Origin of the sequence: Microbacterium immunditiarum (assembly GCF_013409785.1) — a bacterium.
GTDB lineage: Bacteria > Actinomycetota > Actinomycetes > Actinomycetales > Microbacteriaceae > Microbacterium > Microbacterium immunditiarum.
Genome location: NZ_JACCBV010000001.1, coordinates 2,683,847 through 2,704,587, shown reverse-complemented (window position 1 = coordinate 2,704,587; position 20,741 = coordinate 2,683,847). Strand labels below are relative to the sequence as shown.

Annotated in this window: 17 protein-coding genes, 1 tRNA gene and 1 other RNA gene; 12 read left to right on the top strand and 7 right to left on the bottom strand. The window is 70.4% G+C overall.

What is annotated here, in order from left to right:
* Nucleotides 1-154 precede the first annotated feature (154 nt).
* Nucleotides 155-230: transfer RNA gene (locus tag BJ991_RS12575), tRNA-Val, on the top strand.
* A gap of 57 nt (nucleotides 231-287) precedes the next feature.
* Here the strand turns inward: BJ991_RS12575 and BJ991_RS12570 are convergent.
* Nucleotides 288-917: a hypothetical protein gene (locus BJ991_RS12570; RefSeq protein ID WP_179490496.1), complete on the bottom strand. Its 630-nt coding sequence runs from the start codon at nucleotides 915-917 to the stop codon at nucleotides 288-290.
* 193 nt (nucleotides 918-1,110) lie between these two features.
* On the opposite strand from BJ991_RS12570, the gene BJ991_RS12565 reads away from it, so the two are divergent.
* The 5 genes from BJ991_RS12565 (at nucleotide 1,111) to BJ991_RS12545 (ending at nucleotide 5,912) form a co-directional block, all read left to right on the top strand.
* A complete protein-coding gene (locus BJ991_RS12565) occupies nucleotides 1,111-2,280 on the top strand; it encodes a sensor histidine kinase (protein ID WP_179490495.1) in 1,170 nt (389 codons plus the stop codon).
* Nucleotides 2,273-2,950, top strand: a complete 678-nt coding sequence (locus BJ991_RS12560) for a response regulator (RefSeq protein ID WP_179490494.1) — start codon at nucleotides 2,273-2,275, stop codon at nucleotides 2,948-2,950. The genes BJ991_RS12565 and BJ991_RS12560 overlap by 8 nt, the downstream gene beginning before the upstream one ends.
* A gap of 64 nt (nucleotides 2,951-3,014) precedes the next feature.
* Complete coding sequence (locus BJ991_RS12555) at nucleotides 3,015-3,746, top strand: CT398-like coiled coil hairpin domain-containing protein (RefSeq protein WP_179490492.1); 732 nt, start codon at nucleotides 3,015-3,017, stop codon at nucleotides 3,744-3,746.
* Complete coding sequence (locus tag BJ991_RS12550; RefSeq protein ID WP_179490490.1) at nucleotides 3,743-4,195, top strand: reverse transcriptase-like protein; 453 nt, start codon at nucleotides 3,743-3,745, stop codon at nucleotides 4,193-4,195. Before BJ991_RS12555 ends, BJ991_RS12550 begins: the two co-directional genes overlap by 4 nt.
* Nucleotides 4,182-5,912, top strand: a complete 1,731-nt coding sequence (locus tag BJ991_RS12545) for a bifunctional 3'-5' exonuclease/DNA polymerase (protein ID WP_179490488.1) — start codon at nucleotides 4,182-4,184, stop codon at nucleotides 5,910-5,912. The genes BJ991_RS12550 and BJ991_RS12545 overlap by 14 nt, the downstream gene beginning before the upstream one ends.
* A gap of 6 nt (nucleotides 5,913-5,918) precedes the next feature.
* Here BJ991_RS12545 and BJ991_RS12540 read toward each other — a convergent pair whose 3' ends face one another.
* Nucleotides 5,919-7,649 carry a DUF4012 domain-containing protein gene (locus BJ991_RS12540; RefSeq protein WP_179490486.1) on the bottom strand — a complete coding sequence of 577 codons (1,731 nt, stop codon included), beginning with the start codon at nucleotides 7,647-7,649 and terminating at the stop codon, nucleotides 5,919-5,921.
* A 56-nt stretch (nucleotides 7,650-7,705) separates the two neighbouring features.
* Complete coding sequence (locus BJ991_RS12535) at nucleotides 7,706-8,374, bottom strand: cell wall protein (protein ID WP_179490484.1); 669 nt, start codon at nucleotides 8,372-8,374, stop codon at nucleotides 7,706-7,708.
* Nucleotides 8,375-8,531: 157 nt separating this feature from the next.
* Here BJ991_RS12535 and rnpB point away from each other — a divergent pair.
* An RNA gene (gene rnpB / locus BJ991_RS12530) (RNase P RNA component class A) lies at nucleotides 8,532-8,901 on the top strand.
* Between the two features lie 38 nt (nucleotides 8,902-8,939).
* Here the strand turns inward: rnpB and ppgK are convergent.
* Nucleotides 8,940-9,707 carry a polyphosphate--glucose phosphotransferase gene (gene ppgK, locus BJ991_RS12525; RefSeq protein WP_179490482.1) on the bottom strand — a complete coding sequence of 256 codons (768 nt, stop codon included), beginning with the start codon at nucleotides 9,705-9,707 and terminating at the stop codon, nucleotides 8,940-8,942.
* 86 nt (nucleotides 9,708-9,793) lie between these two features.
* Between ppgK and BJ991_RS12520 the strand changes: the two genes are divergently transcribed.
* From BJ991_RS12520 to BJ991_RS12510, 3 genes are read left to right on the top strand one after another with little or no spacing between them, the layout of a single operon-like run.
* The gene (locus BJ991_RS12520) at nucleotides 9,794-10,039 is read left to right on the top strand and encodes an SPOR domain-containing protein (RefSeq protein ID WP_179490480.1); all 246 of its coding nucleotides are present in this window, start codon (nucleotides 9,794-9,796) and stop codon (nucleotides 10,037-10,039) included.
* Between the two features lie 36 nt (nucleotides 10,040-10,075).
* The gene (glnA, locus tag BJ991_RS12515) at nucleotides 10,076-11,413 is read left to right on the top strand and encodes a type I glutamate--ammonia ligase (protein WP_179490478.1); all 1,338 of its coding nucleotides are present in this window, start codon (nucleotides 10,076-10,078) and stop codon (nucleotides 11,411-11,413) included.
* A gap of 10 nt (nucleotides 11,414-11,423) precedes the next feature.
* On the top strand, nucleotides 11,424-14,423 hold the full coding sequence (locus BJ991_RS12510) for a bifunctional [glutamine synthetase] adenylyltransferase/[glutamine synthetase]-adenylyl-L-tyrosine phosphorylase (RefSeq protein ID WP_179490476.1): 3,000 nt from the start codon (nucleotides 11,424-11,426) through the stop codon (nucleotides 14,421-14,423).
* 92 nt (nucleotides 14,424-14,515) lie between these two features.
* Here BJ991_RS12510 and glnA (BJ991_RS12505) read toward each other — a convergent pair whose 3' ends face one another.
* Entirely contained in the window at nucleotides 14,516-15,940 is a 1,425-nt protein-coding gene (glnA, locus tag BJ991_RS12505; protein ID WP_179490474.1) for a type I glutamate--ammonia ligase, read from the bottom strand.
* A gap of 182 nt (nucleotides 15,941-16,122) precedes the next feature.
* On the opposite strand from glnA (BJ991_RS12505), the gene BJ991_RS12500 reads away from it, so the two are divergent.
* Entirely contained in the window at nucleotides 16,123-16,521 is a 399-nt protein-coding gene (locus BJ991_RS12500; RefSeq protein WP_179490472.1) for an RDD family protein, read from the top strand.
* Nucleotides 16,522-16,550: 29 nt separating this feature from the next.
* Here the strand turns inward: BJ991_RS12500 and BJ991_RS12495 are convergent, their stop codons facing one another.
* A complete protein-coding gene (locus tag BJ991_RS12495; protein ID WP_179490470.1) occupies nucleotides 16,551-17,261 on the bottom strand; it encodes a DUF4191 family protein in 711 nt (236 codons plus the stop codon).
* A gap of 124 nt (nucleotides 17,262-17,385) precedes the next feature.
* Here BJ991_RS12495 and BJ991_RS12490 point away from each other — a divergent pair, with 124 nt between their 5' ends.
* Nucleotides 17,386-18,795 (top strand): hypothetical protein, encoded by a 1,410-nt coding sequence (locus tag BJ991_RS12490; protein ID WP_179490468.1) that lies wholly within the window; start codon nucleotides 17,386-17,388, stop codon nucleotides 18,793-18,795.
* A gap of 46 nt (nucleotides 18,796-18,841) precedes the next feature.
* On the opposite strand, the gene sucB is transcribed toward BJ991_RS12490, so the two are convergent.
* The gene (gene sucB, locus BJ991_RS12485) at nucleotides 18,842-20,737 is read right to left on the bottom strand and encodes a 2-oxoglutarate dehydrogenase, E2 component, dihydrolipoamide succinyltransferase (protein WP_179490466.1); all 1,896 of its coding nucleotides are present in this window, start codon (nucleotides 20,735-20,737) and stop codon (nucleotides 18,842-18,844) included.
* Nucleotides 20,738-20,741: the final 4 nt, after the last annotated feature.

Below are 20,741 nucleotides of genomic sequence, written 5' to 3'. Positions count from 1 at the left end.
GATCATGCCAGTCCCTGCGGTACGAGGCGTGTCGGGCTTTGTTCGCATCTGACAACGCACCATCCTCCAGCCTAGCGAGTTCCGCGCCCTTCGGATCGATCCGCCCGGCCCTGCGGGGGGCTTCGCCCCGCCGGACTCGTAGACTTGCCACAAGGGGCCTTTAGCTCAGCTGGTAGAGCGCCACGTTTACACCGTGGATGTCGTCGGTTCGATCCCGGCAGGGCCCACCAGACCCCTCGCGGCCCGCGGCGCCCGGCCGCCGTGATCGGAGCCGGGCGCCGGAGGTCTCACTCGGAGGCGATCGCGGGCTCCGGATCGGCGACGCGGGCGGCGACGGTCCACTCGTGCACCGTCGACCAGTCGCGCAGCTCGCTACGGGCTGTGACGACGGCCAGGCCGATGAAGCCGACGATAAGCAGCGCGGCCGAAGCCAGCTGCGCCCAGACGCCGAGGCCTGAGAGGAAGAACTCGACGATCACCCAGCCGATCAGCACCACACCCAGCCACGCGATGCCGAGCTTCGCGCGGAAGAGTGCGACCGCAAGCACGATCGTCCCGCCGACGACGCCGATCATGGTCGGGATCGCCACGAGGTTGAGCGACCACGGAATCGACGCGGCATCCAGGTCGGGGGCGGCGAGCATCGCGCCGGCGGACGCGGCGTGCCCGATCGCGCTGACGAAGAGGAGGCCCGCGGCAGTCGGGGCGAGCACGGGGGTGCGGTCACGAAGCAGGTGACCGAGGCCGACCGCCGACACTCCGAGCGCGAGTTGGGCGCAGAGGAACGCGAACGTCGAGACGGTCGTGAAGGTGGGGTCGGGGATCGCGAGCGTGGCGATGTACAGGACGGACAGAGCCGACCAGAGTACGAGGGCGACCACGGTCACCAGTCGGTAGATGCGGGGGAGCTCGGTCATGAGCGGTTCCTTCCGGTCGATGTGCGGATTGCCCGCACCGGTGTCCTGTCGACGCTAGAGAGCCCTCGCCGCGCCGACATCGGCCCGCGGTCGCCTCGCGGTCGTCCACGGCGCCGGCGGCGATCGACCGCAGTCGATAGACCATCGACCCGAGGATGATCCCGCCCTCGGATCCGACCGATAGCGTGGGGCCATGATCTGGCGACGACGCCTCTGGGTCGGCGTGCAGGACGCGTTCCTCGCCGTCGTGGTCATCGTGCTGGGGCTCGCCGAACTCTGGATTCCGTTCGAGTCCGTCTACGGTGACGGCTCCCCGATCGTCAGTTCCATCGGCGTCGTGCTGTCCGGTGCCGCGATCGCGCTGAGGCGGCTGCGCACAGAAGCGTGCATCATCGTCTTCGTCGTGTGGCTCGCGATCGGAGTGGTCACGCTCGGCCACATGCACGCTCTGTTCTTCGGCCAGATAGTGCCGTTCATGGTCGCCCTGTATTCACTCGCGCGACACGGTCGGGGGCGCGTGCCGTGGATCGGCGCCGGTGTCGCCGCCGCGACCCTCCTGTTCGGCGACATCTTCCTCGACACCCTGCAGGGTCTGGATGAGATCGTCTTCCACTGGAGCATGTGCACCGTCGCGTTCGCCGTCGGATGGGGACTTCGGCTGTCCGAGCAGCGCGCGGTGGCAGCCGCCCTGCGACTCAGTGACGTCGAGCACCACGCGCGTGAGGAGACAATCGCAGCGGTCGCCGCCGAACGCACACGCATCGCGCGGGAGCTTCACGACATACTCGCCCATTCGGTCAGCGTCATGGTCGTGCAGGCCGGCGCCGCCGAGCAGGTCGTCGGCGACGACCCTGAATTCGTGCGTCGCGCCCTCGAGAGCATCCGATCGACGGGCACCGCATCGCTGGACGAAGTGCGGCGGGTCGTCGAGATGCTGCGCGATCCTGAGGATGCGGTCATGCTCGATCCGCAGCCCGGCCTCGCCGCCCTTCGCGATCTCGTCGAGGCATCCGAGTCCCACGGCCTGCACACCACCCTCGACACGCACGGGGATCTGGGGAGCGTGCCGGCGGGGCTCGGTCTCGCGGTCTACCGGATCGTGCAGGAGTCGCTCACAAACGTGCGCAAGCATTCGGATGCCTCGCACGCACGTGTGGTCGTGCGGGTGAGTGAAGCCGCGGTCGAGCTCGACGTCCACGACGACGGCACCGCCGTCGGCTCAGGGCACGAGGGGCGAGTCGGGCACGGGCTCATCGGCATACGTGAGCGAGCCGCGCTGTACGGCGGTGAGGTGACCGCCGGGCACAATGGCAGCGGTTTCCGCGTGAGCGCCGTGCTCCCGGCGGTGTCGCGCCATGGGTGACCGCGGAGCCGCACTGCGCGTGCTGGTCGCGGATGATCAGGAGCTCGTGCGCGCGGGCTTCCGCCTCATCCTCGAGCGCGCTGGGCTCGAGGTCGTGGGTGAAGCCGCCGACGGCATCGAGGCGGTTGAGCTCGTGCGCGAGTATCGCCCGGACGTCGTCCTGATGGACATCCGGATGCCGCAGATGGACGGAATCGAGGCCACCCGCAGCGTCGTGGCACTGCCTTCTCCACCCAAAGTGCTGGTCCTGACCACCTTCGACCTCGACGATCATGTCTACGGAGCGATCCGCGCCGGCGCTTCGGGATTCCTCCTCAAGGATGTCTCGCCTGCCGGTCTCGTACAGGGAGTGCACGTCGTCGCGGCAGGCGAGGCCATGCTGTCGCCGAGCGTGATCGCACGCCTCGTCGACCGTTTCGGCATGCTCGCGGTGGAGCCCGATCTGCCGCCCGCGATGCGGGCGCTGACGGAGCGCGAGACCCAGATCGCCAAGCTCGTCGCGCGCGGCCTGCCGAACGCCGAGATCGCATCGCGCCTCTACCTCAGCGAAGCGACCGTCAAGTCCTACGTCTCGAGATTGCTCTCGAAGCTCGACGTGCGGGACCGCGTGCAGATCGCGGTGCTCGCTTACGAGACCGGGTTCGTTCGGCCGGGCGACCGCGGGGACTGAGGGATCGGACGAAGGCGCCGGATGCCGCGTCCTCGCGTCCGCCGCCCACGATAGGTTGGTCAGCGTGAACGCCAGCCCTGCCGACCAGCGCCGTCTTCTCGACATCGCCGATCTCGACGCCCGTATCCGACAGGCCGAAGCGACGCGCAAGAACCCGCCCCAGGCGGCACGCGTCAACGAGCTCCTGACGCGCCGCCAGGAGCTCTCGCTGGAGCTCTCGACCCGCCTCGGCGCGCGCGACGACCTGCGCGCCGAGCTCGCGCGCATCGAGTCCGACGTCGCCGTCGTCGACGCGCGCCGCGCGCGCGACACCGAGCGGCTCGCGGCGACCAGCAACGTGAAAGAGGCGCAGGGCTACGAGAGCGAGCTGGCGTCCCTTGCACGCCGCAAGAGCGACCTCGAAGACGCCGAGCTCGAGGTGATGGAGCGTCTCGAGGAGGCCGACGCGGCGGTCGCCGAGCAGGAGGCGCTGATCGCCGAGACGAACAAGCTCGGCGCCGAGCTCAGCGCCGAAGGCAAGCGCGTGGTGGCCGAGGCATCCGCCGCCCTCGAATCCGCGACGCGCGACCGCGCCGCGATCTCAGCCACCGTTCCCCCCGACCTCGTCGCGCTGTACGAGCGGCTGGCGACGCGCAGCGCCGGCGCCGCGCTGCTGCGCCGCGGCACGTGCGAGGGCTGCCACATGGTGCTCGCCGGCACCGACCTTCAGGCGGTGCGCCAGGCGGCCGAGGACGCCGTCGTGACGTGTCCCGAGTGCGGGTGCATCCTCGTGCGCACCGAAGAGTCCGGCCTGTGAGCGCACACGGACGCCGCCTCATCGTCGAGGCCGACGGCGGCTCGCGCGGCAACCCCGGCACGGCGGCAGGCGGTGCGGTCGTGATCGACGCCGAGACCGGCGCCGTGCTCACCGAGATCGGCGCGTACGTCGGCATCGCGACGAACAACGTCGCAGAGTACACGGGCCTCATCGCCGGGCTCGAGGCCGCGTTCGAGCGCGACCCTGAGGCGGCGGTGCTCGTCCGCATGGACTCGAAGCTCGTCGTCGAGCAGATGACCGGCCGCTGGAAGGTCAAGCACCCCGACATGCAGGTGCTCGCGCGCCGTGCGCAGGCGCTCACAGTGGGGCGCGACGTGACCTTCGAGTGGGTGCCGCGGCTGTCGAACGCGAGGGCGGATGCCGCGGCCAACGCGTCCATGGATCTGCGCGAGTCCTTCCGCCGCGAGCTCGGCGATGGAAGCGCCTGAGGCGCTCGCTCCCGCGTGGATCGTGCTCGGCCGGACGGCCGGGGGAGTCGAGGCGCTCGAGCTCGACGCCGACGCCCGTGAGCTGCGCCGCACGACTGTGCCCCGGACGGAGCTTGCGGCGTGGGTCGCCGTTCGCGAGACTGTGCACCGGCCCCGGTGGGTGTGGAGTGACGCGCCCAGCTGGTACGGGCCGCTGCTCGACGCCGGAGTGCGCGTCGCGCGCTGCCACGACCTGCGGCTGTGCCACGCGATCCTGCGCGACTCGGTGTTCGTGGCGGATGACGCGGGCCTGAGGCGCGTCGTCGAGTGGGATGCGACGCCTCTCGCGGAGGCGGTGGACGACGATTCGGCGCTGTTCAGCTTCGACGAGGGGCCGGTGGGGCCGCCCGACGATCTCGCGGGCGTGGCCGCGGAGTTCGAACGTCAGCGGCTCGCGATCGCGCGTTCGTCCGAGGCCGGGCGTCTGCGCCTGCTCACCGCGGCCGAGTCGGCGGGAGCGCTCATCGCCGTCGAGCTGCGGGCGGCGGGGCTCCCCTGGGATGCGGCGACGCACGACGCGATCCTCGTCGAGACGCTCGGCGAACGGCCAGCCGGCGGCGGTCAGCCCGCGCGGATGGAGGAGCTCGCGCGCCAGGTGCGGCTCGCACTGGGCGACTCGGGCGCTTCGCTCGACTCGCAGCCGAAGCTCCTGCGTTCGCTTCACCGTGCGGGCATCCTCGTCGAGAGCACGAGCCGATGGGAGCTCGCTGAGCAGCGGCATCCGGCGATACCGCCCCTGCTCGAGTACAAGAAGCTCTCGCGGCTGCTGACCGCCAACGGGTGGACCTGGCTCGATGAGTGGGTGCGTGACGGGCGCTTCCGCCCCGTGTACGTGCCCGGTGGCGTCGTGACCGGCCGGTGGGCGTCGTCGGGCGGGGGAGCGCTGCAGCTTCCCCGGATGCTGAGGACGGCGGTGCGCGCCGACCCGGGGTGGCTGCTCGTGGTCGCCGACGTCGCCCAACTCGAGCCGCGCGTGCTCGCGGCGATGTCGTCGGATGCCGCGCTCGCCGACGCCGCGCGGGGGAGAGACCTCTACTCGGGGATCGTCGAGAGCGGGATCGTCGAGACGCGCCAGGAGGCGAAGATCGCGATCCTCGGTGCGATGTACGGCGCCACGACCGGCGACAGCGGGCGGCTCGTGCCGCGGCTGCGGCGCACGTTCCCGCGCGCGATGTCGCTCGTCGACGAGGCGGCCCGCGTGGGCGAGGACGGGGGAGTGGTGACGACGTGGCTCGGCCGCAGCTCACCGCCGCCGTCGGAGGGATGGCGCACGGCCCAGTCGCAGGCGACCGAGGCCGATGCCTCCGCCGCCGACCAGACGCGGGCGAGGCGGTGGGCGCGCGATCGCGGGAGATTCACGCGCAACTTCGTGGTGCAGGGGACCGCCGCCGAGTGGGCTCTGTCGTGGCTGGCCGACCTGCGCGGACGACTCGACCGCATGACCTTCCCGAGCGACGGCGCGGAGGCGCCGCGGTCCGGGCCGGTGTTCGCGCGGCATCCGCACCTCGCGTTCTTCCTGCACGACGAGGTGATCGTGCACACCCCCGCGGCGCTCGCCGAAGAGGTCGCGGTCGCCGTGCAGGAGTCCGCGGCGACCGCCGGTCGGCTGCTGTTCGGCGACTTCCCCGTGGACTTCCCGCTCGACGTGCGCATCTCGCGCACCGCCGACAAGAGCTGACCCGCGTCAGCGGCAGGCCGCGTCGATCTCGGTGATCGCGGGCACACGCAGCAGCGGAGTGTGGAGCAGGTCGGGGTTCACATCGCCTGTGCCGCTCGCGACGAACCGGAACTCGACGGTCTTCGACTCGCCGGGAGCGAGTATGACGCGTGCGACGCTCGACGGGAATCCGCTCTCGGTCGCGAGGCGCGTGCGACTCAGCTCGCCGTCGATCCGGACGCCGCCGACGAAAGACCCGGCCGGTCCGGCCGCGGTGATGTTCGTCGCGATCTGACCCCGGGGGATCCCGGCGAGGCCGGCGCCGGTCATCGTGTCGGAGAACCGCTCGCCCGCGTCCTCGGGCGCCTCGTTGGTGAGTGTCACCTCCACGACGAGGTCGTGGCGCCCGTCGGAGCGGCAGTCGAGCTCGGCGATGCCCATCTCGACCCCGAGGAACAGGTCGAGCTTGCCCGCCGTCGCATCGTTCAGGTAGATCGACACGGCAGGATCCGCGGATGCGTGGCGTGCGGCCGGTCCGGCGAGCTGCGTGCCGTCGAAGACGGCCTGCTCCTCGGGCCGCGCGTTCCAGACCGAGATGCGGCCCTCCTCGATCGGCTTCATGAGTGCCTCGCCCCACTTGAGCGGCGAGAGCGAAGCCGACATCGCGCTCGAGAAGACGGCTCGCGTGATCATCCGCTGGAAGGCCGTCTGCTCTTCGCCGTCCATGGTCAGGTACGGCTCCGTGAGCAGGATCTCGACGAGGTTCTCCGGACCGAGTGAGCGGCCGTCGTCGAGTGGAATGGGTCCGATCGCGCCGAGCATCGCGGCGAGCGCCGGTACGTCGAGCGACACCACCGTGTCGGGCGCCGCGTATCCCACGCTCGTCCACCACGCCGTCGCGAGCTCAGCGGTGAGCTCGAAGTCGGACGGCATCGTCGTGTTCTGCACCCACTCGCCGACGACCTCGCCGTACAGGTCGACCACCGGCTCGGGGATCTCGATGATCGACTCGCCCAGTACAGGGAACACCGCGGCATCGGCCTGGGCTGCGACCGAGATGCGTCCCTGTGTCGCTGTGAGGAGGATGAAGGAGCCGCTGATGCCGCCCCCTGTCCGCAGCTCGGCGCCGTTCTGCACCATCACGAGGATCTGGCGCGGTTCGTCGGAGCCGAGCATCGGGGGAAGCGCCTGGGCGGCACGGTCGAAGGCGTCGACGATCGGGGCGGCTTGCACGACGAATTCGGTCAGGCTCGTCACGCCCTCGGACACGGGGCCGAGCAGCTTCGAGGGGTCGATGGTGTTCAGCTCGGCGGCGGCCGTCGTGAACGTCCCCGCGGCTGCAGACAGCGGCTCCCGCGCCGCGGCCATGGTGTCGAGGTCGAACTCGCCGCCTGCCGAGGCGGACTCCTGAACCTGCCGGACGATCCCCGTCAGGGGGAGGACCGCCGTGTCGGTGAGCGCATCGAGGTTCTGCGACACGACGCGAACTGCCGAGAAGTTGGCGCCGACGATGGGCATCGCCTCGGCCATGGCCCACATCGGCTCGCTCGTCAACTCGGCGGCGCGGGCCGCGTGCTCGCTCGTCTCCCCTGCGACGGCCTCGAGTGCGTCGAGATCGCGCACCTCGGTCGCCGCCTTCGCCTGCTCGACGAGAGGGATGAGCGCCTCGAGCTCATCTTTCACGAGCCAGGCGCGCCAGCCGATCCAGACGAGGGTCAGGATGAACGCACCGAAGAGCACCCAGGAGACGACCAGCACCCCCCGCGTGCTCCCCAGCGCACGTCGCACTGAGGAGGACAAGAGCCGCCCCCGTCTCAGTTGCGGGGGCGCCGCCGCAGCACGAACAGGCTGAGGCCGGCCGCCAGCACGAGGCCGCCGATGATCGCGGTCGGCAGTACGAGCTGGCTCATGCCCGTCGACGACAGGAAGCCTGCGGTCGAAGGGTTGCGCGGGTTGGCGTTGCACTCGGGCGTCGCGGGCGGGTAGGCCAGCGCGACCGCGACCTCAGGGTTCACGCGGATGAACGCGGTGATGTCGCCGCGCGTCCACGCGAAGTTTCCGTCGATCTCGATCCACTCGCCGTTCTCGAACGCCCAGCCCGGCCAGCCGTCGGCGATCCCGTTCTCATCGACGGACGCACCGGGCCACAGCACGCGACCGCTCAACTCGCCGTTCACCAACGTGCCCAGGAAGATCTCGATGGTGTTCACGCCGTCGGTGATCACGAGGTACACCTCGTCGCTCGTCGACTGGTTGTCGGGGTCGGTGAGCGTCACGCTGTAGGAGATCCACGGAACGTCGCGCTCGCACTCGCCGACGGCGGTCGACCCGGCGAGCGTCGGCTCGTCAGGGTTGTCCGGCGTGTAGCTGGTGCTCGTCGGCGACGGGGCCGGCGGTTCAGGATCCATCGCCGCGGAGGCGCCGACGGGCGCCAGAAGCAACAGCGATGCCGACACAGCGGCAGCAACAAAGAATTTACGCATGTCGAAATCCCCAGTCAATCGACAATGACCTTCCCCAGATGAAGGTCTACGGAGCACGGTACTACAGATCGGCTTCCGAGAGCAGGGAATCGGTCACAATCTCATCTCAGGCGACCTCAAGTCAACTCAGCCCGGCCCGGTAGAATTCAGGTGCGAATGGGTCGGCCGGACGGTCGCGTCGCGCACGGGATTCCCGTGACGTGCCGAGGAACGTCCGGGCTCCACAGGGCAGGGCGGTGGGTAACACCCACCCGGAGCGATCCGCGAGACAGTGCCACAGAGAGCAGACCGCCCCGGTTCGACCGGGGTAAGGGTGAAAGGGTGGTGTAAGAGACCACCGGGGTCGCGGTGACGCGACTCGCACGGCAAACCTCGCCCGGAGCAAGGCCAGACAGGGGACTATGACGCGGCCCGCCGAGTCCCCGGGTAGGCCGCTGGAGCGGCACGGCAACGTGTCGCCGAGAGAGATGACCGTCGATGGGGCTTCGGCCCCGGAACAGAACCCGGCGTACAGGCCGGCCCATTCGCCTCTGATCAGTCGCGGGGTCTCCCCGCGAGCCGACGGCTAACGTTCGTCGCCGGCGAGAGCGGCCGCCCCGATGATCCCCGCGTTGTTCCGATGCACCGCGGGCACGATCGGCGTGTTGAGCTTCAGCAACGGCAGGAACTGGTCGGCGTGCTTCGACACTCCACCGCCCACGACGAAGAGGTCGGGGGTGAAGAGGAACTCGAGATGGCCGTAGTACCACTGGAGGCGCTTGGCCCACGCCTCCCACGTGAGACTGTCGCGCTCCATCGCCGAGTACGCGGCATACGCCTCGGCATCCTTGCCGTGCTTCGCCCGGTGCAGGTGACCGAGCTCGGTGTTCGGCACGAGCACCCCGTTGTAGATGAGCGCCGAGCCGATGCCGGTGCCGAGCGTGGTGAGCAGCGTGAGGCCCCGCTGACCCTTCGCGGCGCCGTACCGCACCTCGGCGACACCGGCGACGTCCGCGTCGTTCGCGAAGTGGATGTCGCGGCCGAGCCCGTCCTCGAAGAACTTCTCGGCCTCGAAGCCGATCCACCGCTCCGACACATTCGCCGCGGACAGTGTTCGTCCGTCCTTGACGATCGCCGGGAACGCGACACCCAACGGCGTGTCCGAGTCGTCGACGCCGAGCGTGGCGAGCACTTCGCGCACGGCCCCGAGGACGTCTTCGGGCTGCGCGCCCTTCGGGGTCGCGACCTTGATGCGGTCGCTCGTCAGCGCGCCGGATTCGAGGTCGACGATCGCCCCCTTGATCCCCGTGCCGCCGATGTCGACTCCGACCGCCTGACGCTTGTGCGCTGCCATGGGCCAAGCCTATCCAGGTGGGTCGGAGCGGTCAGTAGGATCGACCCCAGCGGCGCGGACGCGCCCGGCGACCGACGGAGGCTGACGTGACGAGCGGCGAAGAGAAGTACTGGTACGTGTTCGCGACCGGCAAGGTCGAGAAGGGCTTCGAGTCGCCGGCCGTCGATCGCGCGGGCCCGTTCGACACCTACGAGGAGGCTGCCGACGCGCCGCGGCTCCTCAAGGAGCGCTCGAAGGCCTGGGCCGAGGAGGAGGCCCGCGAGGACGGCTGGGGCGGATCGGCCCGCGGGGCGGGGGCCGACGACGCCGGACGCGGCGACGCGGACAAGTAGTCTGGCCGGGGGCCCAGCGGGCCGGGAGAGGATGCGATGGACAAGCAGCGGGACTTCGTGTTGCGCACGATCGAGGAGCGCGGCGTCAAGTTCGTGCGTCTGTGGTTCACGGACGTGATCGGAACGCTCAAGTCGGTGGCGATCGCCCCGGCCGAGGTCGAGGGCGCCTTCGCCGAGGGCCTCGGGTTCGACGGCTCCGCGATCGAAGGGCTCACCAGGTCGTACGAGTCCGACCTGCTTGCGCACCCGGATCCCACGACGTTCCAGATCCTCCCGTGGCGCGGCGAGATCGACCCGACCGCGCGCATGTTCTGCGACATCACGACTCCCGACGGGCAGCCCGCCGTCGCCGACCCGCGCCACGTGCTCAAGCGCGCGCTCGCGAAGGCCGCCGATGCGGGATTCACGTTCTACACGCACCCCGAGATCGAGTTCTACCTGCTCAAGTCGTCGTCGTTCGGACCCGACGGCCCGGAGCCCGTCGACTCCGCCGGTTATTTCGACAACGTGCCGGGAGGCACGGCTCACGACTTCCGCCGACGCTCGGTGCGGATGCTGGAAGACCTCGGCATCTCGGTCGAGTACAGCCACCACGAGGGCGGCCCCGGCCAGAACGAGATAGACCTGCGGTACGCGGACGCCCTCGCGACGGCCGACAACATCATGACGTTCCGCACCGTCATCAAAGAGGTCGCGATCGAGCAGGGCGTCTACGCCACGTTCATGCCGAAGCCCCTCGGCGGTCAGCCCGGCAGCGGCATGCACACGCACATGTCGCTGTTCGAGGGCGACGTCAACGCGTTCTATGAAGAGGGCGCGCAGTACCAGCTCTCGAAGATCGGCCGCCAGTTCATCGCCGGACTCCTTCGCCACGCGAACGAGATCTCGGCCGTCACGAATCAGTTCGTCAACTCCTACAAGCGCCTGTGGGGCGGCGACGAGGCGCCCAGCTTCATCTGCTGGGGCCACAACAACCGCTCGGCGCTCGTGCGGGTCCCGCTCTACAAGCCGAACAAGGGCCAGTCGTCGCGCGTCGAGTACCGCGCGCTGGACTCCGCCACGAACCCGTACCTCGCATTCGCCCTCATGCTGGCCGCGGGCCTCAAGGGCATCGAGGAGGGCTACGAGCTGCCGCCCGAGGCGGAGGACAACGTGTGGTCGCTGACGGATGCCGAACGCCGCGCCCTCGGCTACGCGCCGCTGCCCGCGAGCCTCGACCACGCCCTCGAGTACATGGAGGAGTCCGAGCTCGTCGCCGAGACGCTCGGCGAGCAGGTCTTCAACTACGTGCTGCTCAACAAGCGCAAGGAGTGGCAGGAGTACCGCTCGCAGGTCACCCACTTCGAGCTGAAGAGCAACCTCGAGATGCTCTGACCCGCACCGCATGTCGCTCGATCGGTCCGGACCCCTCACCGAACTCGCCCGCCTCGGCTTCAGTGAGCTGGGGAGCGCCGACGCCGAGCTGACCGAGCTCGGTGAACTCATCGGCGCGGCGAGGGAGGATCTGATCGACGGCGCGAGTCGGGCGGCCGATCCGGATGCCGCGGTCGCAGCCCTGCTGCGCATCGCGCGCCGCGACCCCGGGCCCATCCGCGGGTTGCGCCGTGACGGCCACGGCTGGGCGGCGCTATGGTCGCTCGTGGGGGCGTCGACCGGCTTCGCGGACTTCTTCCTGCGGCATCCGGATGAGGTGTCCGCGCTCGCGGGGCAGGGGCAGCGGCTCCCGACGGCCGACGAGCTGCGCACCGAACTGCTGGACGCGGTCGGCTCGGTGGACGGCTTCGCCGAGGCCGGGGGAGACGAGGCGTGGGTCGCGCTGCGCGTGCGGTACCGCCGCATGCTGGCCCGCATTGCCGCGTACGACCTGCTGAGCGCGTCGCCGGTCGACGAGGTGGCCGGGGCGGCGGCTGCGCTGGCGGATGCCGCGGGGGCCGCGCTGGAGGCTTCGCTGAGCGTTGCCCGGGTGCGCGTGTCGCGCGGAGTCGGCGCCGCCGGCCTGTTCCCACGCGAGCAGGTCGCGCGCACGTCGCTCGCCATCATCGGCATGGGCAAGGCGGGGGCGCGCGAGCTCAACTACGTGAGCGACGTCGACGTCATCTTCGTGGCCGGCGCCGACGACGCGCTGCTCGAGGAGATCGGCGAGAGCCGCGTCGTCGACATCGCGACGCGCCTCGCGGTGCAGACGATGCGCGGCATCTCGGGCATCGAGGTGGAGCCGCCGCTGTGGGAGGTCGACGCGAACCTGCGTCCGGAAGGCAAGCAGGGTGCGCTCGTGCGCACGCTCGACTCGCACCTCGCGTACTACGACCGGTGGGCGAAGAGCTGGGAGTTCCAGGCGCTGCTCAAGGCCCGGCCGCTCGCCGGCGACACCGCGCTGGGCGAGGAGTACGTGCGCGCCGTGCAGCCGAAGGTATGGACCAGCGCAGCGCGCGAGAACTTCGTCGACAGCGTGCAGCGCATGCGCGAACGGGTGACCGAGCACATCCCCGCGGCGGACGCGCCGTATCAGCTCAAGCTCGGGCCCGGCGGCATCCGCGACATCGAGTTCACCGTCCAGCTGCTGCAGCTCGTCCACGGCCTGAGCGACGACCGCATCCGCCAGCGCGGCACGCTCGAGGCGCTCGACGCACTCGTGGCGGAGGGTTACATCGGGCGGGCCGAGGCGGCCGCGTTCTCTCGCGACTACCGCGTGCTGCGTCTGCTCGAGCACCGCGTGCAGCTGCGCAATCTGCGTCGCACGCACCTCATGCCGTCGCGGCCTGAGGAGCTGCGCGTGCTCGCTCGCGCGACGGGCCTCGCCGAGACCGGCGACGCCGTGCGGGAGCAGTGGGAGGCGATCAAGCGCGAGGTGCGCGACATCCACGTGCGCCTCTTCTATCGCCCTCTACTGTCGGCGGTGGCCGCGCTCCCGGCCGAAGAGCGTGTGCTGTCGACCGAGCAGGCGCATGACCGTCTCGCGGCGATCGGCTTCACCGACCCGGCCGGCGCCCTCCGTCACATCGCGGCGCTCACCGCGGGTCTCAGCCGCAAGGCCACGATCCAGCGTCACCTCATGCCCGTCATGATCCGGTGGTTCGCCGACGGCGTCGACCCCGACTACGGACTGCTCGCGTTCCGCCGGATCAGCGAGCGCCTCGGCGACACGCATTGGTTCCTGCGGATGCTGCGCGACTCGTCCGGCGCGGCGGAGAGCCTCACGCGCGTGCTGTCGGGATCCCGTTACATCGGCGAGCTCATGGAGTGGATCCCCGAGTCGGCCGCGTGGCTGGCCGACGGAGAGCAGCTGCGGCCACGGACCGGTGTGGCGCTGCAGGAGGAAGCCCGTGCGATCCAGCGTCGTCATGCGACCGTCGACGACGCGATGCGATCCGTGCGGGCGCTGCGCCGCCGCGAGCTGCTCCGCACCGCGATGGGCGCCCTCCTGGACGTCCTGTCGATCGACGACATCGCCGCGGCGCTCACGACCATCACCGAGGTGACGATCCAGGCGATGCTGCGTGCGGTGCGGCGCGAGATCGTGCCGCCGGAAGACGAGGCGCTCGACTTCTCGATCATCGCGATGGGACGCTTCGGCGGAGGTGAGCTGGGTTTCGGGTCGGATGCCGACGTCATGTACGTGTACCGGCCGAACGGCGTCGACCCCCAGCGTGCCCACGAGCTGTCGCTGCAGCTCGTCGCCGCTCTGCGTCGGCACTCCGAGGACCACCGCGTGCCGCTCGACCTCGACGCGGATCTGCGCCCGGAAGGACGCAACGGGCCGCTCGTGCGGTCGATCGACTCCTACGCCGAGTACTACCGCCGCTGGTCGCTGTCCTGGGAGGCGCAGGCCCTTCTGCGCGCCCGCGGCATCGCGGGAAGCATCAAGCTCATCACCGCGTTCACCGAGCTCGCCGACGAGGTGCGCTACCCGGCGAACGTCGACCCGCACGGCCTGCGCGAGATCAAGCGCATCAAGGCGCGCGTCGAGGCGGAGCGCCTTCCACAGGGCGTCGACCCGACGCGCCACCTCAAGCTCGGGCCGGGCGGCCTCAGCGACGTCGAGTGGCTCGCGCAGCTGATCCAGCTCCAGCACGCCCACGCGATCCCCGAGCTGCGCACCGCGTCGACGACGGGGGCGTTGAAGGCCGCCGAGCGCGCGGAGCTCATCACCGACACCGCCGCAGATCGCCTCTCCGCTGCGTGGCGCCTGGCGAGCCGGCTCCGCTCGGCGAACACGCTCCTGTCCGGGCAGACGAGCGACGTGCTGCCCGTCGACCGCCAGAAGCTCGACGGCATCGGGCGTCTCCTCGGCTACCCCCCGCGCTCGGCGTCGCGCGTCGAGGAGGACTGGCTGGGCACGTCGCGCCGCGCGCGGCGCGTGTTCGAGAAGCTGTTCTACGGCTGACCTGGTGCGGGGGTGACGGATGCCGCGGCATCCGTCACCCCCGCGAAACGACGAAGGGACCCCGGTCTCCCGGGGCCCCTTCGGGCTGGAACTCAGACGCCGAAGTACAGCTCGTACTCGAACGGGTGCGGACGCTGGGCGAGCGGCTGGATCTCGTTCTCGATCTTGTACTCGATCCAGGTCTCGATCAGGTCCTCCGTGAACACTCCGCCCTCGGTGAGGAACGCATGGTCGGCGGCGAGGGCGTCGAGCGAGTCCTGCAGCGAGTTCGGCACCTGCGGGATGCCCTTGGCCTCCTCGGGCGGAAGCTCGTAGAGGTCCTTGTCGACCGGCTCGTGCGGCTCGATGCGGTTCTTGATTCCGTCGAGGCCGGCCATGAGCTGCGCGGCGAACGCGAGGTACGGGTTGCCCGAGGCATCCGGCGCGCGGAACTCGATGCGCTTGGCCTTGGGGTTCGACCCCGTGATCGGGATGCGGATGGCGGCCGAGCGGTTGCCCGCCGAGTAGACGAGGTTGACCGGCGCCTCGAAGCCCTTCACCAGGCGGTGGTAGCTGTTGAGGGTCGGGTTCGTGAACGCGAGCACCGCGGGGGCGTGGGCGAGGATGCCGCCGATGTACCAGCGGGCGATGTCGGACAGGCCGCCGTAGCCCTTCTCGTCGTAGAACAGAGGCTGGCCGTTGTTCCACAGCGACTGGTGCGTGTGCATGCCCGAGCCGTTGTCGCCGAAGAGCGGCTTCGGCATGAAGGTGGCGGTCTTGCCCCACTGCAGCGCGGTGTTCTTGACGATGTACTTGAACTTCAGGATGTCGTCGGCCGCGTGGACCATCGTGTCGAACTTGTAGTTGATCTCGGCTTGGCCGGCGGTGCCCACTTCGTGGTGGGCGCGCTCGACCTCGAGCCCGGCCTGGATCAGCTTGAGCACGATGTCGTCGCGCAGGTCGGCGTGCTTGTCGACCGGCGAGACGGGGAAGTAGCCGCCCTTGTAGGGGGTCTTGTAGGCGAGGTTGCCGCCCTCTTCGGCGCGGCCGGAGTTCCACGCGGCCTCTTCGGAGTCGACCTCGTAGTAGCTCTTGCCCTGGCGCACCTCGTAGCGGACGTCGTCGAAGACGTAGTACTCGGCCTCGGGGGCGAAGTACGCGGTGTCGGCGATGCCGGTCGAAGCGAGGTACTTCTCGGCCTTCTTGGCGACCTGACGCGGGTCCTTGCCGTAGATCTCGCCGTTACGCGGGTTGTAGATGTCGAAGACCATGATGAGGGTCTTCTCGTCGCGGAACGGGTCGACGTACGCGGTCGACACATCGGGGATGAGCTGCATGTCCGACTCATGGATGCTCGCGAAGCCCCGGATCGACGAGCCGTCGAACAGCTGTCCGACGGTGAAGAAGTCCTCGTCGACGGTCGAGGCCGGGATGTTGAAGTGCTGCTGCACGCCAGGAAGATCCGTGAACCGGATGTCGAGGAACTTGACGTCCTCGTCCTTGATGAACTTCAGCACCTCGGATGAATCACTGAACATGGAGACTCCAGAGGTAGGGCATTCGGGAACCGCGCCTGCCGGCGCACAACGACCGTATCGAGAGGGCATTGCCCGGCAGTGTCCCCCATGTTTCCGAGATGTTACGGCAGGCTGGGTGCGCATCGTCGGGGCCGGTCGGGCCCGCGAATCGGGGGCGCGTCGGCCCCGGGTAGGCTGGAAACGTGCCTGATGCCCCCGTCGAATCCTCGTATCCCGGCGAGAGGCTCGGGCTTCCCGCAGAGGGTCCCGGATCGATCGCGCGCCTCGGCCGACGCGTCGGCGCGCTGTTCATCGACTACGGCGCGGCCTACCTGATCTCCGGGTTCTTCGCCTGGGATCCGCTCGCGATCCTCGCGATCTTCGCCGCGATCCAGCTCGTCTTCCTTCCGACGATCCAGGGGAGTCCCGGCCACCGGATCTTCGGACTGCGGATCATGCGCGTCGACGGTGCGTGGGTCGGCCTGTGGCGCCCGATCATCCGCACGGCGCTGCTCATCATCGTCATCCCGGCAGTCATCTGGGACGCCGATCAGCGCGGACTCCACGACAAGGCCGCGGGTACGGTGCTCGTGCGCGCCTAGCGCGCGGCTGTGCGCTTAGCGCGCGGCGGTCAGCGCGGGCGCGGAGCGCGGACCTTCGTCGGGTCGATGCCCTTCGGGATCGGCAGCGACGTGAGGGACTGCGACACCGAGTCGATGCGCTTGATCACTGCGGCCATCGTCGCGCGGTCGATCTTCTTCGGAAGCGCCTTGATCGTCGACGCGAGCTTCGCGATCGGCACGTCATCGTCGCCGTGTCCGACGTAGAGGACGGTGACCGGCACGCCCGAGGCGACGCGCTGGACCTTGGAGCGCTCGTCGTTGACGAGACGCGTGAGGCGGCCACGCGAGCCCTCGCCGACGATGACGACGCCGCCGCGGCCGACGGCGCGGTAGACGGCCTCCTGCGTCTTGGGGTTGATGCCGACCGGCATGTCGCTCGCCTGCCATCTGCGGCCGAGCGACGTCGACAGGACGTGACCGGTCGCTCCGGGCATGCCGTCGATCTGGCGGTACATCGCGACCGTCGACAGGCGCGTCATCGTCATGAGCGACGCGAGCACACCCAGCATGAGGCCCGTGATCGTCCACAGGACAACGCTCCACCAGGCCACGGGCTGGACGAGGAAGCCGGCCAGGAGGCCGACGCCGACGCCCACGAGCAGGATGCCGATGAGAAGCCACGGGAGCCACGGGAACGCCTTGCGCGTGAACGTGAACAGCGAGCGCAGCTGGGTGAAGAATCCGGGACGCTTCTCGGGTGCGGTGGTGCGGGCGGCCATGACCTCAAGCCTACCTTTTCGCGCCCCCCGCCTCGGCTCCTCCCCAGCCTCTGTGCGGCCGCTCGCGTCCACAGCCCCGAGGGTGGTGAGCGGAGCGGCGACGGATGCGGCGCACCATCGAGACGTGGATGAGAAGGCCCTGCTCGATGACCGCCTCATGGCGGCCTACCGACCGATGCGGACGGTCTCGGGCGGCGACGAGTCGCCGTGGCCCGGCACGCTCGTGCGCGCGGCATCCGGTCACACCTGCGTGGTCGTCGAGTCGCGGCGCTTCGGTGCGGAGTGGCCCGGATGGTCGGCTGACCCCGAGGGGCACGTCCTGGGTGCGCTCGACCTCATCCGGCGCGTCGAGGGTCACGATGTCGTGGTCCCGGTGTGCGTCGAACGCGTGGATGCCTTCGTGCGCCGCCGTGAGGCGTCGGGGGCGCCGCTCTCTCTCGGCGAGACGGTGACGCTCGCCGTGAGCGTCGTCCGCGGGTTCGCGGAGCTCACCCCGGTCGGTGGCGCCGTCGGCCGCTGGTGGGTGACCGACACGGGTCGGCCGCTCTTCGCGTGCGGGGTCGCCGGCGACACGGTCGCGCAGGCGAGCGCCGAGCTGCTTCGCGCGCTCGAAGCGCCGAGAGCTGCCGCAGCACTCGACGAAGCCGTGCGGGCCGTGCTCGCGGAGCGGCCGTCGCGACAAGACCTCGACGCGGTCGAGCAGCGCCTCTTCGATCTGGCCCGACCCGAGCCCCTCGCCCTGACGGTGTTCGGCCCGCGCCGTGCGCGAGCGACGGCGACGACGGATGCTCCCGCCGACGCACCGTGGACACGACGACGCTCGGCGATCGCATCCTCCGAAGACGAGCCGCGCGGACTGCTGGCGACGATCCTGCGGCACATCGACGCCGACCTCGGCGACGCAGCGTCCCGCGTCGCCACCGACGTGTGGAGGAGACTGCGCTCGGTGGGGTCGGGTGGTCGGCGCAAGCCGTGGCTACTCGCTGGGGGACTCGCGGCCGCGATCGTCACGGGTGGGTTCGTGTGGCCCGCGGGGGCCGACGATGCTGGCGGCGGAGAGGTGCCCGCGGTCTCTGCCCCGAGCGAACGGGGCGAGGACGCGCCGCGCCCGCACGATGCGACATCGGAAGGCAACACCGATCCCGGGGTGGAAGACGGGTCGGAGGCTGTGACCGATGACGCAGACGAGGGTGCCGCATCGGACCGCGAATCGACGGATGCCGCCGCGGCCCCGGAGCCCGCCCCCGGTGATCTCGTGACGATCGCCAACGAGCTGTTGAGTGCGCGGTCGGCGTGCGCCGGCGGTGCGGACTGCCTTTCGAACGTGGTCGAGGATCCGTCGGCAGCGTTCCCGCCTGGGGTTGTCGATCTGCCGACCGACGCTCGGTCCCTCTCGCTCGTGGACGAGTTCGGGGGAGTGGCGGTGCTTCGCGTCGAGCGGGTCGATGGGGCATCCGCTGCGCAGCTCGTCGTGGTCGTCCGCGGAGGGGAGGGGTGGCTGCTGCGTGATGTCTACGACGTCGAGAGTGATTGAGCCGCGACGCGTGTGCGTCGCGGCTCAATCACTCGAGCGGGAGGGGTCAGACTCCGAGCTGGTCCTCGAACGCCGCCTCCTCGAGGCGGGCCTTGACCGCGCCGAGGAAGCGGGCCGCGTCCGCACCGTCGATAACGCGGTGGTCGTACGACAGCGCGAGGTAGACGTACGAGCGGATCGCGATCGCGTCCTTGCCGTCGACGGTCACGACACCCGGGCGCTTGACGACGACACCAGTGCCAAGGATCGCCGTCTGCGGCAGGAAGACGACGGGAGTGTCGAAGAGCGCGCCGCGCGAACCGGTGTTCGTCAGCGTGAACGTGCCGCCGGCGAGCTCGTCGGGCTTCAGCTTGTTCTCGCGCGTGCGCGTCGCGAGATCGGCGATCTCGTGAGCGATCTGCGCGATGTTCTTCGAACCCGCGTCGCGCAGCACCGGCGTCAGCAGGCCGCGCTCGGTGTCGACGGCGATCGACAGGTTCTCCGTCGCCGGGTAGACGATGTCGGTGCCGTCGACCGTCGAGTTGACGACGGGGTAGGCCTGGAGCGCCTCCGCGGCGGCGAGCGCGAAGAACGGGAGGAACGACAGCTTGTCGCCCGTCTTGGCCTGGAAGTCCGCCTTGACCGCGTCGCGGAAGTTCGCGAGCCTCGTCACGTCGACCTCGACCACCGTGGTCAGCTGCGCGGTCTGCTGCATCGACGCGACCGCGCGCTCGGCGAGCACCTTGCGCAGGCGCGACATCGGCTGGGTCGTGCCGCGCAGCGGCGACACCTCGAGCGGCTCGCGCTTCGCAACGGCCGGCGCGGCGGCGGCGGGAGCGGATGCCGCCTCCGCGGCCTTGAGCACGTCCTCCTTGCGGATGCGTCCGCCGACGCCCGTGCCCTTCACCGTCGCGAGGTCGACACCCTGCTGCTGGGCGAGGCGGCGGACGAGCGGAGTGACATACGGGATGCCGTCGTCGTCGCCACCACCGGGCGCGGGACGCGGCGCGGGAGCGGCCTGCGCGGCAGGCGCAGCCTGGGCGGGCGCGGGTGCCTGAGCGGCAGGCGCGGGCTGGGCAGCCGGAGCCGGTGCCTCAGCAGGCACGGCAGCCGGAGCGGCGGGCGCCTGCGAGGCCGGCTGGGCGGCCGGTGCGGGCTCGGCGGCGGGCGCCGGCGCCTCGGCAGGAGCGGGAGCGGCCTCGGCCGGCGCCGGAGCGGGCGCCGCGGGAGCGGCTGCCGCACCTTCGCCGATGCGGGCGAGCGGCGAGCCGACGGCGACGGTCTCGTCCTCCTGCACGTAGATCTGCTGTACGACACCGGCGACGGGCGAGGGGATCTCGGTGTCGACCTTGTCGGTCGAGATCTCGAGAAGCGCCTCGTCGACCGCGACCGAGTCGCCCACGTTCTTCAGCCACCGCGTGATGGTGCCCTCGGTGACACTCTCGCCGAGCTCGGGGAGAACGACGTCCTTGCCCTCGCCCGAAGGCGCGGGAGCGCCGGCGGCAGGTGCCTCGGCGGCGGGAGCCTCCGCGGCCGGAGCCGGTGCGGCCTCGGCCGGGGCGGGAGCAGCCTCCGCGGGCGCGGCAGCGGGAGCTGCCTCAGCGGCGGGTGCCTCAGCGGCGGGCGCGGGTGCGGCTTCGGCGGCCGGAGCCTCCTGGGCGGCGGGAGCCGCCTCGGCCTCGGGCTGCGCGGCGGCGGGGGCCGGGGCATCCGTCGAAGCGCCCGAGCCGTCGCCGATCTTCGCGAGGACCGCGCCGACCTCGACCGTCTCGTCCTCCTGGACGAGGATCTCTTCGAGGACGCCGCTGACGGGCGAGGGGATCTCGGTGTCGACCTTGTCGGTCGAGATCTCGAGGAGACCTTCGTCGGCCTGGACAGTGTCACCGACCTTCTTGAGCCAGCGGGTGACCGTTCCCTCGGTAACGCTCTCTCCGAGCGCGGGGAGGACCACGGAAGTGCTCATGAAA

Excerpts from the sequence above, each read along its gene's own strand:
- BJ991_RS12545 (WP_179490488.1), top strand. The coding sequence starts at position 4,182 with ATGGAAGCGCCTGAGGCGCTCGCTCCCGCGTGGATCGTGCTCGGCCGG.
- BJ991_RS12495 (WP_179490470.1), bottom strand. The coding sequence starts at position 17,261 with ATGGCCGCCCGCACCACCGCACCCGAGAAGCGTCCCGGATTCTTCACC.
- sucB (WP_179490466.1), bottom strand. The coding sequence starts at position 20,737 with ATGAGCACTTCCGTGGTCCTCCCCGCGCTCGGAGAGAGCGTTACCGAG.
- BJ991_RS12535 (WP_179490484.1), bottom strand. The coding sequence starts at position 8,374 with ATGCGTAAATTCTTTGTTGCTGCCGCTGTGTCGGCATCGCTGTTGCTT.
- BJ991_RS12560 (WP_179490494.1), top strand. The coding sequence starts at position 2,273 with ATGGGTGACCGCGGAGCCGCACTGCGCGTGCTGGTCGCGGATGATCAG.
- glnA (WP_179490474.1), bottom strand. The coding sequence starts at position 15,940 with ATGTTCAGTGATTCATCCGAGGTGCTGAAGTTCATCAAGGACGAGGAC.
- BJ991_RS12570 (WP_179490496.1), bottom strand. The coding sequence starts at position 917 with ATGACCGAGCTCCCCCGCATCTACCGACTGGTGACCGTGGTCGCCCTC.
- BJ991_RS12510 (WP_179490476.1), top strand. The coding sequence starts at position 11,424 with ATGTCGCTCGATCGGTCCGGACCCCTCACCGAACTCGCCCGCCTCGGC.
- BJ991_RS12565 (WP_179490495.1), top strand. The coding sequence starts at position 1,111 with ATGATCTGGCGACGACGCCTCTGGGTCGGCGTGCAGGACGCGTTCCTC.
- ppgK (WP_179490482.1), bottom strand. The coding sequence starts at position 9,707 with ATGGCAGCGCACAAGCGTCAGGCGGTCGGAGTCGACATCGGCGGCACG.
- glnA (WP_179490478.1), top strand. The coding sequence starts at position 10,076 with ATGGACAAGCAGCGGGACTTCGTGTTGCGCACGATCGAGGAGCGCGGC.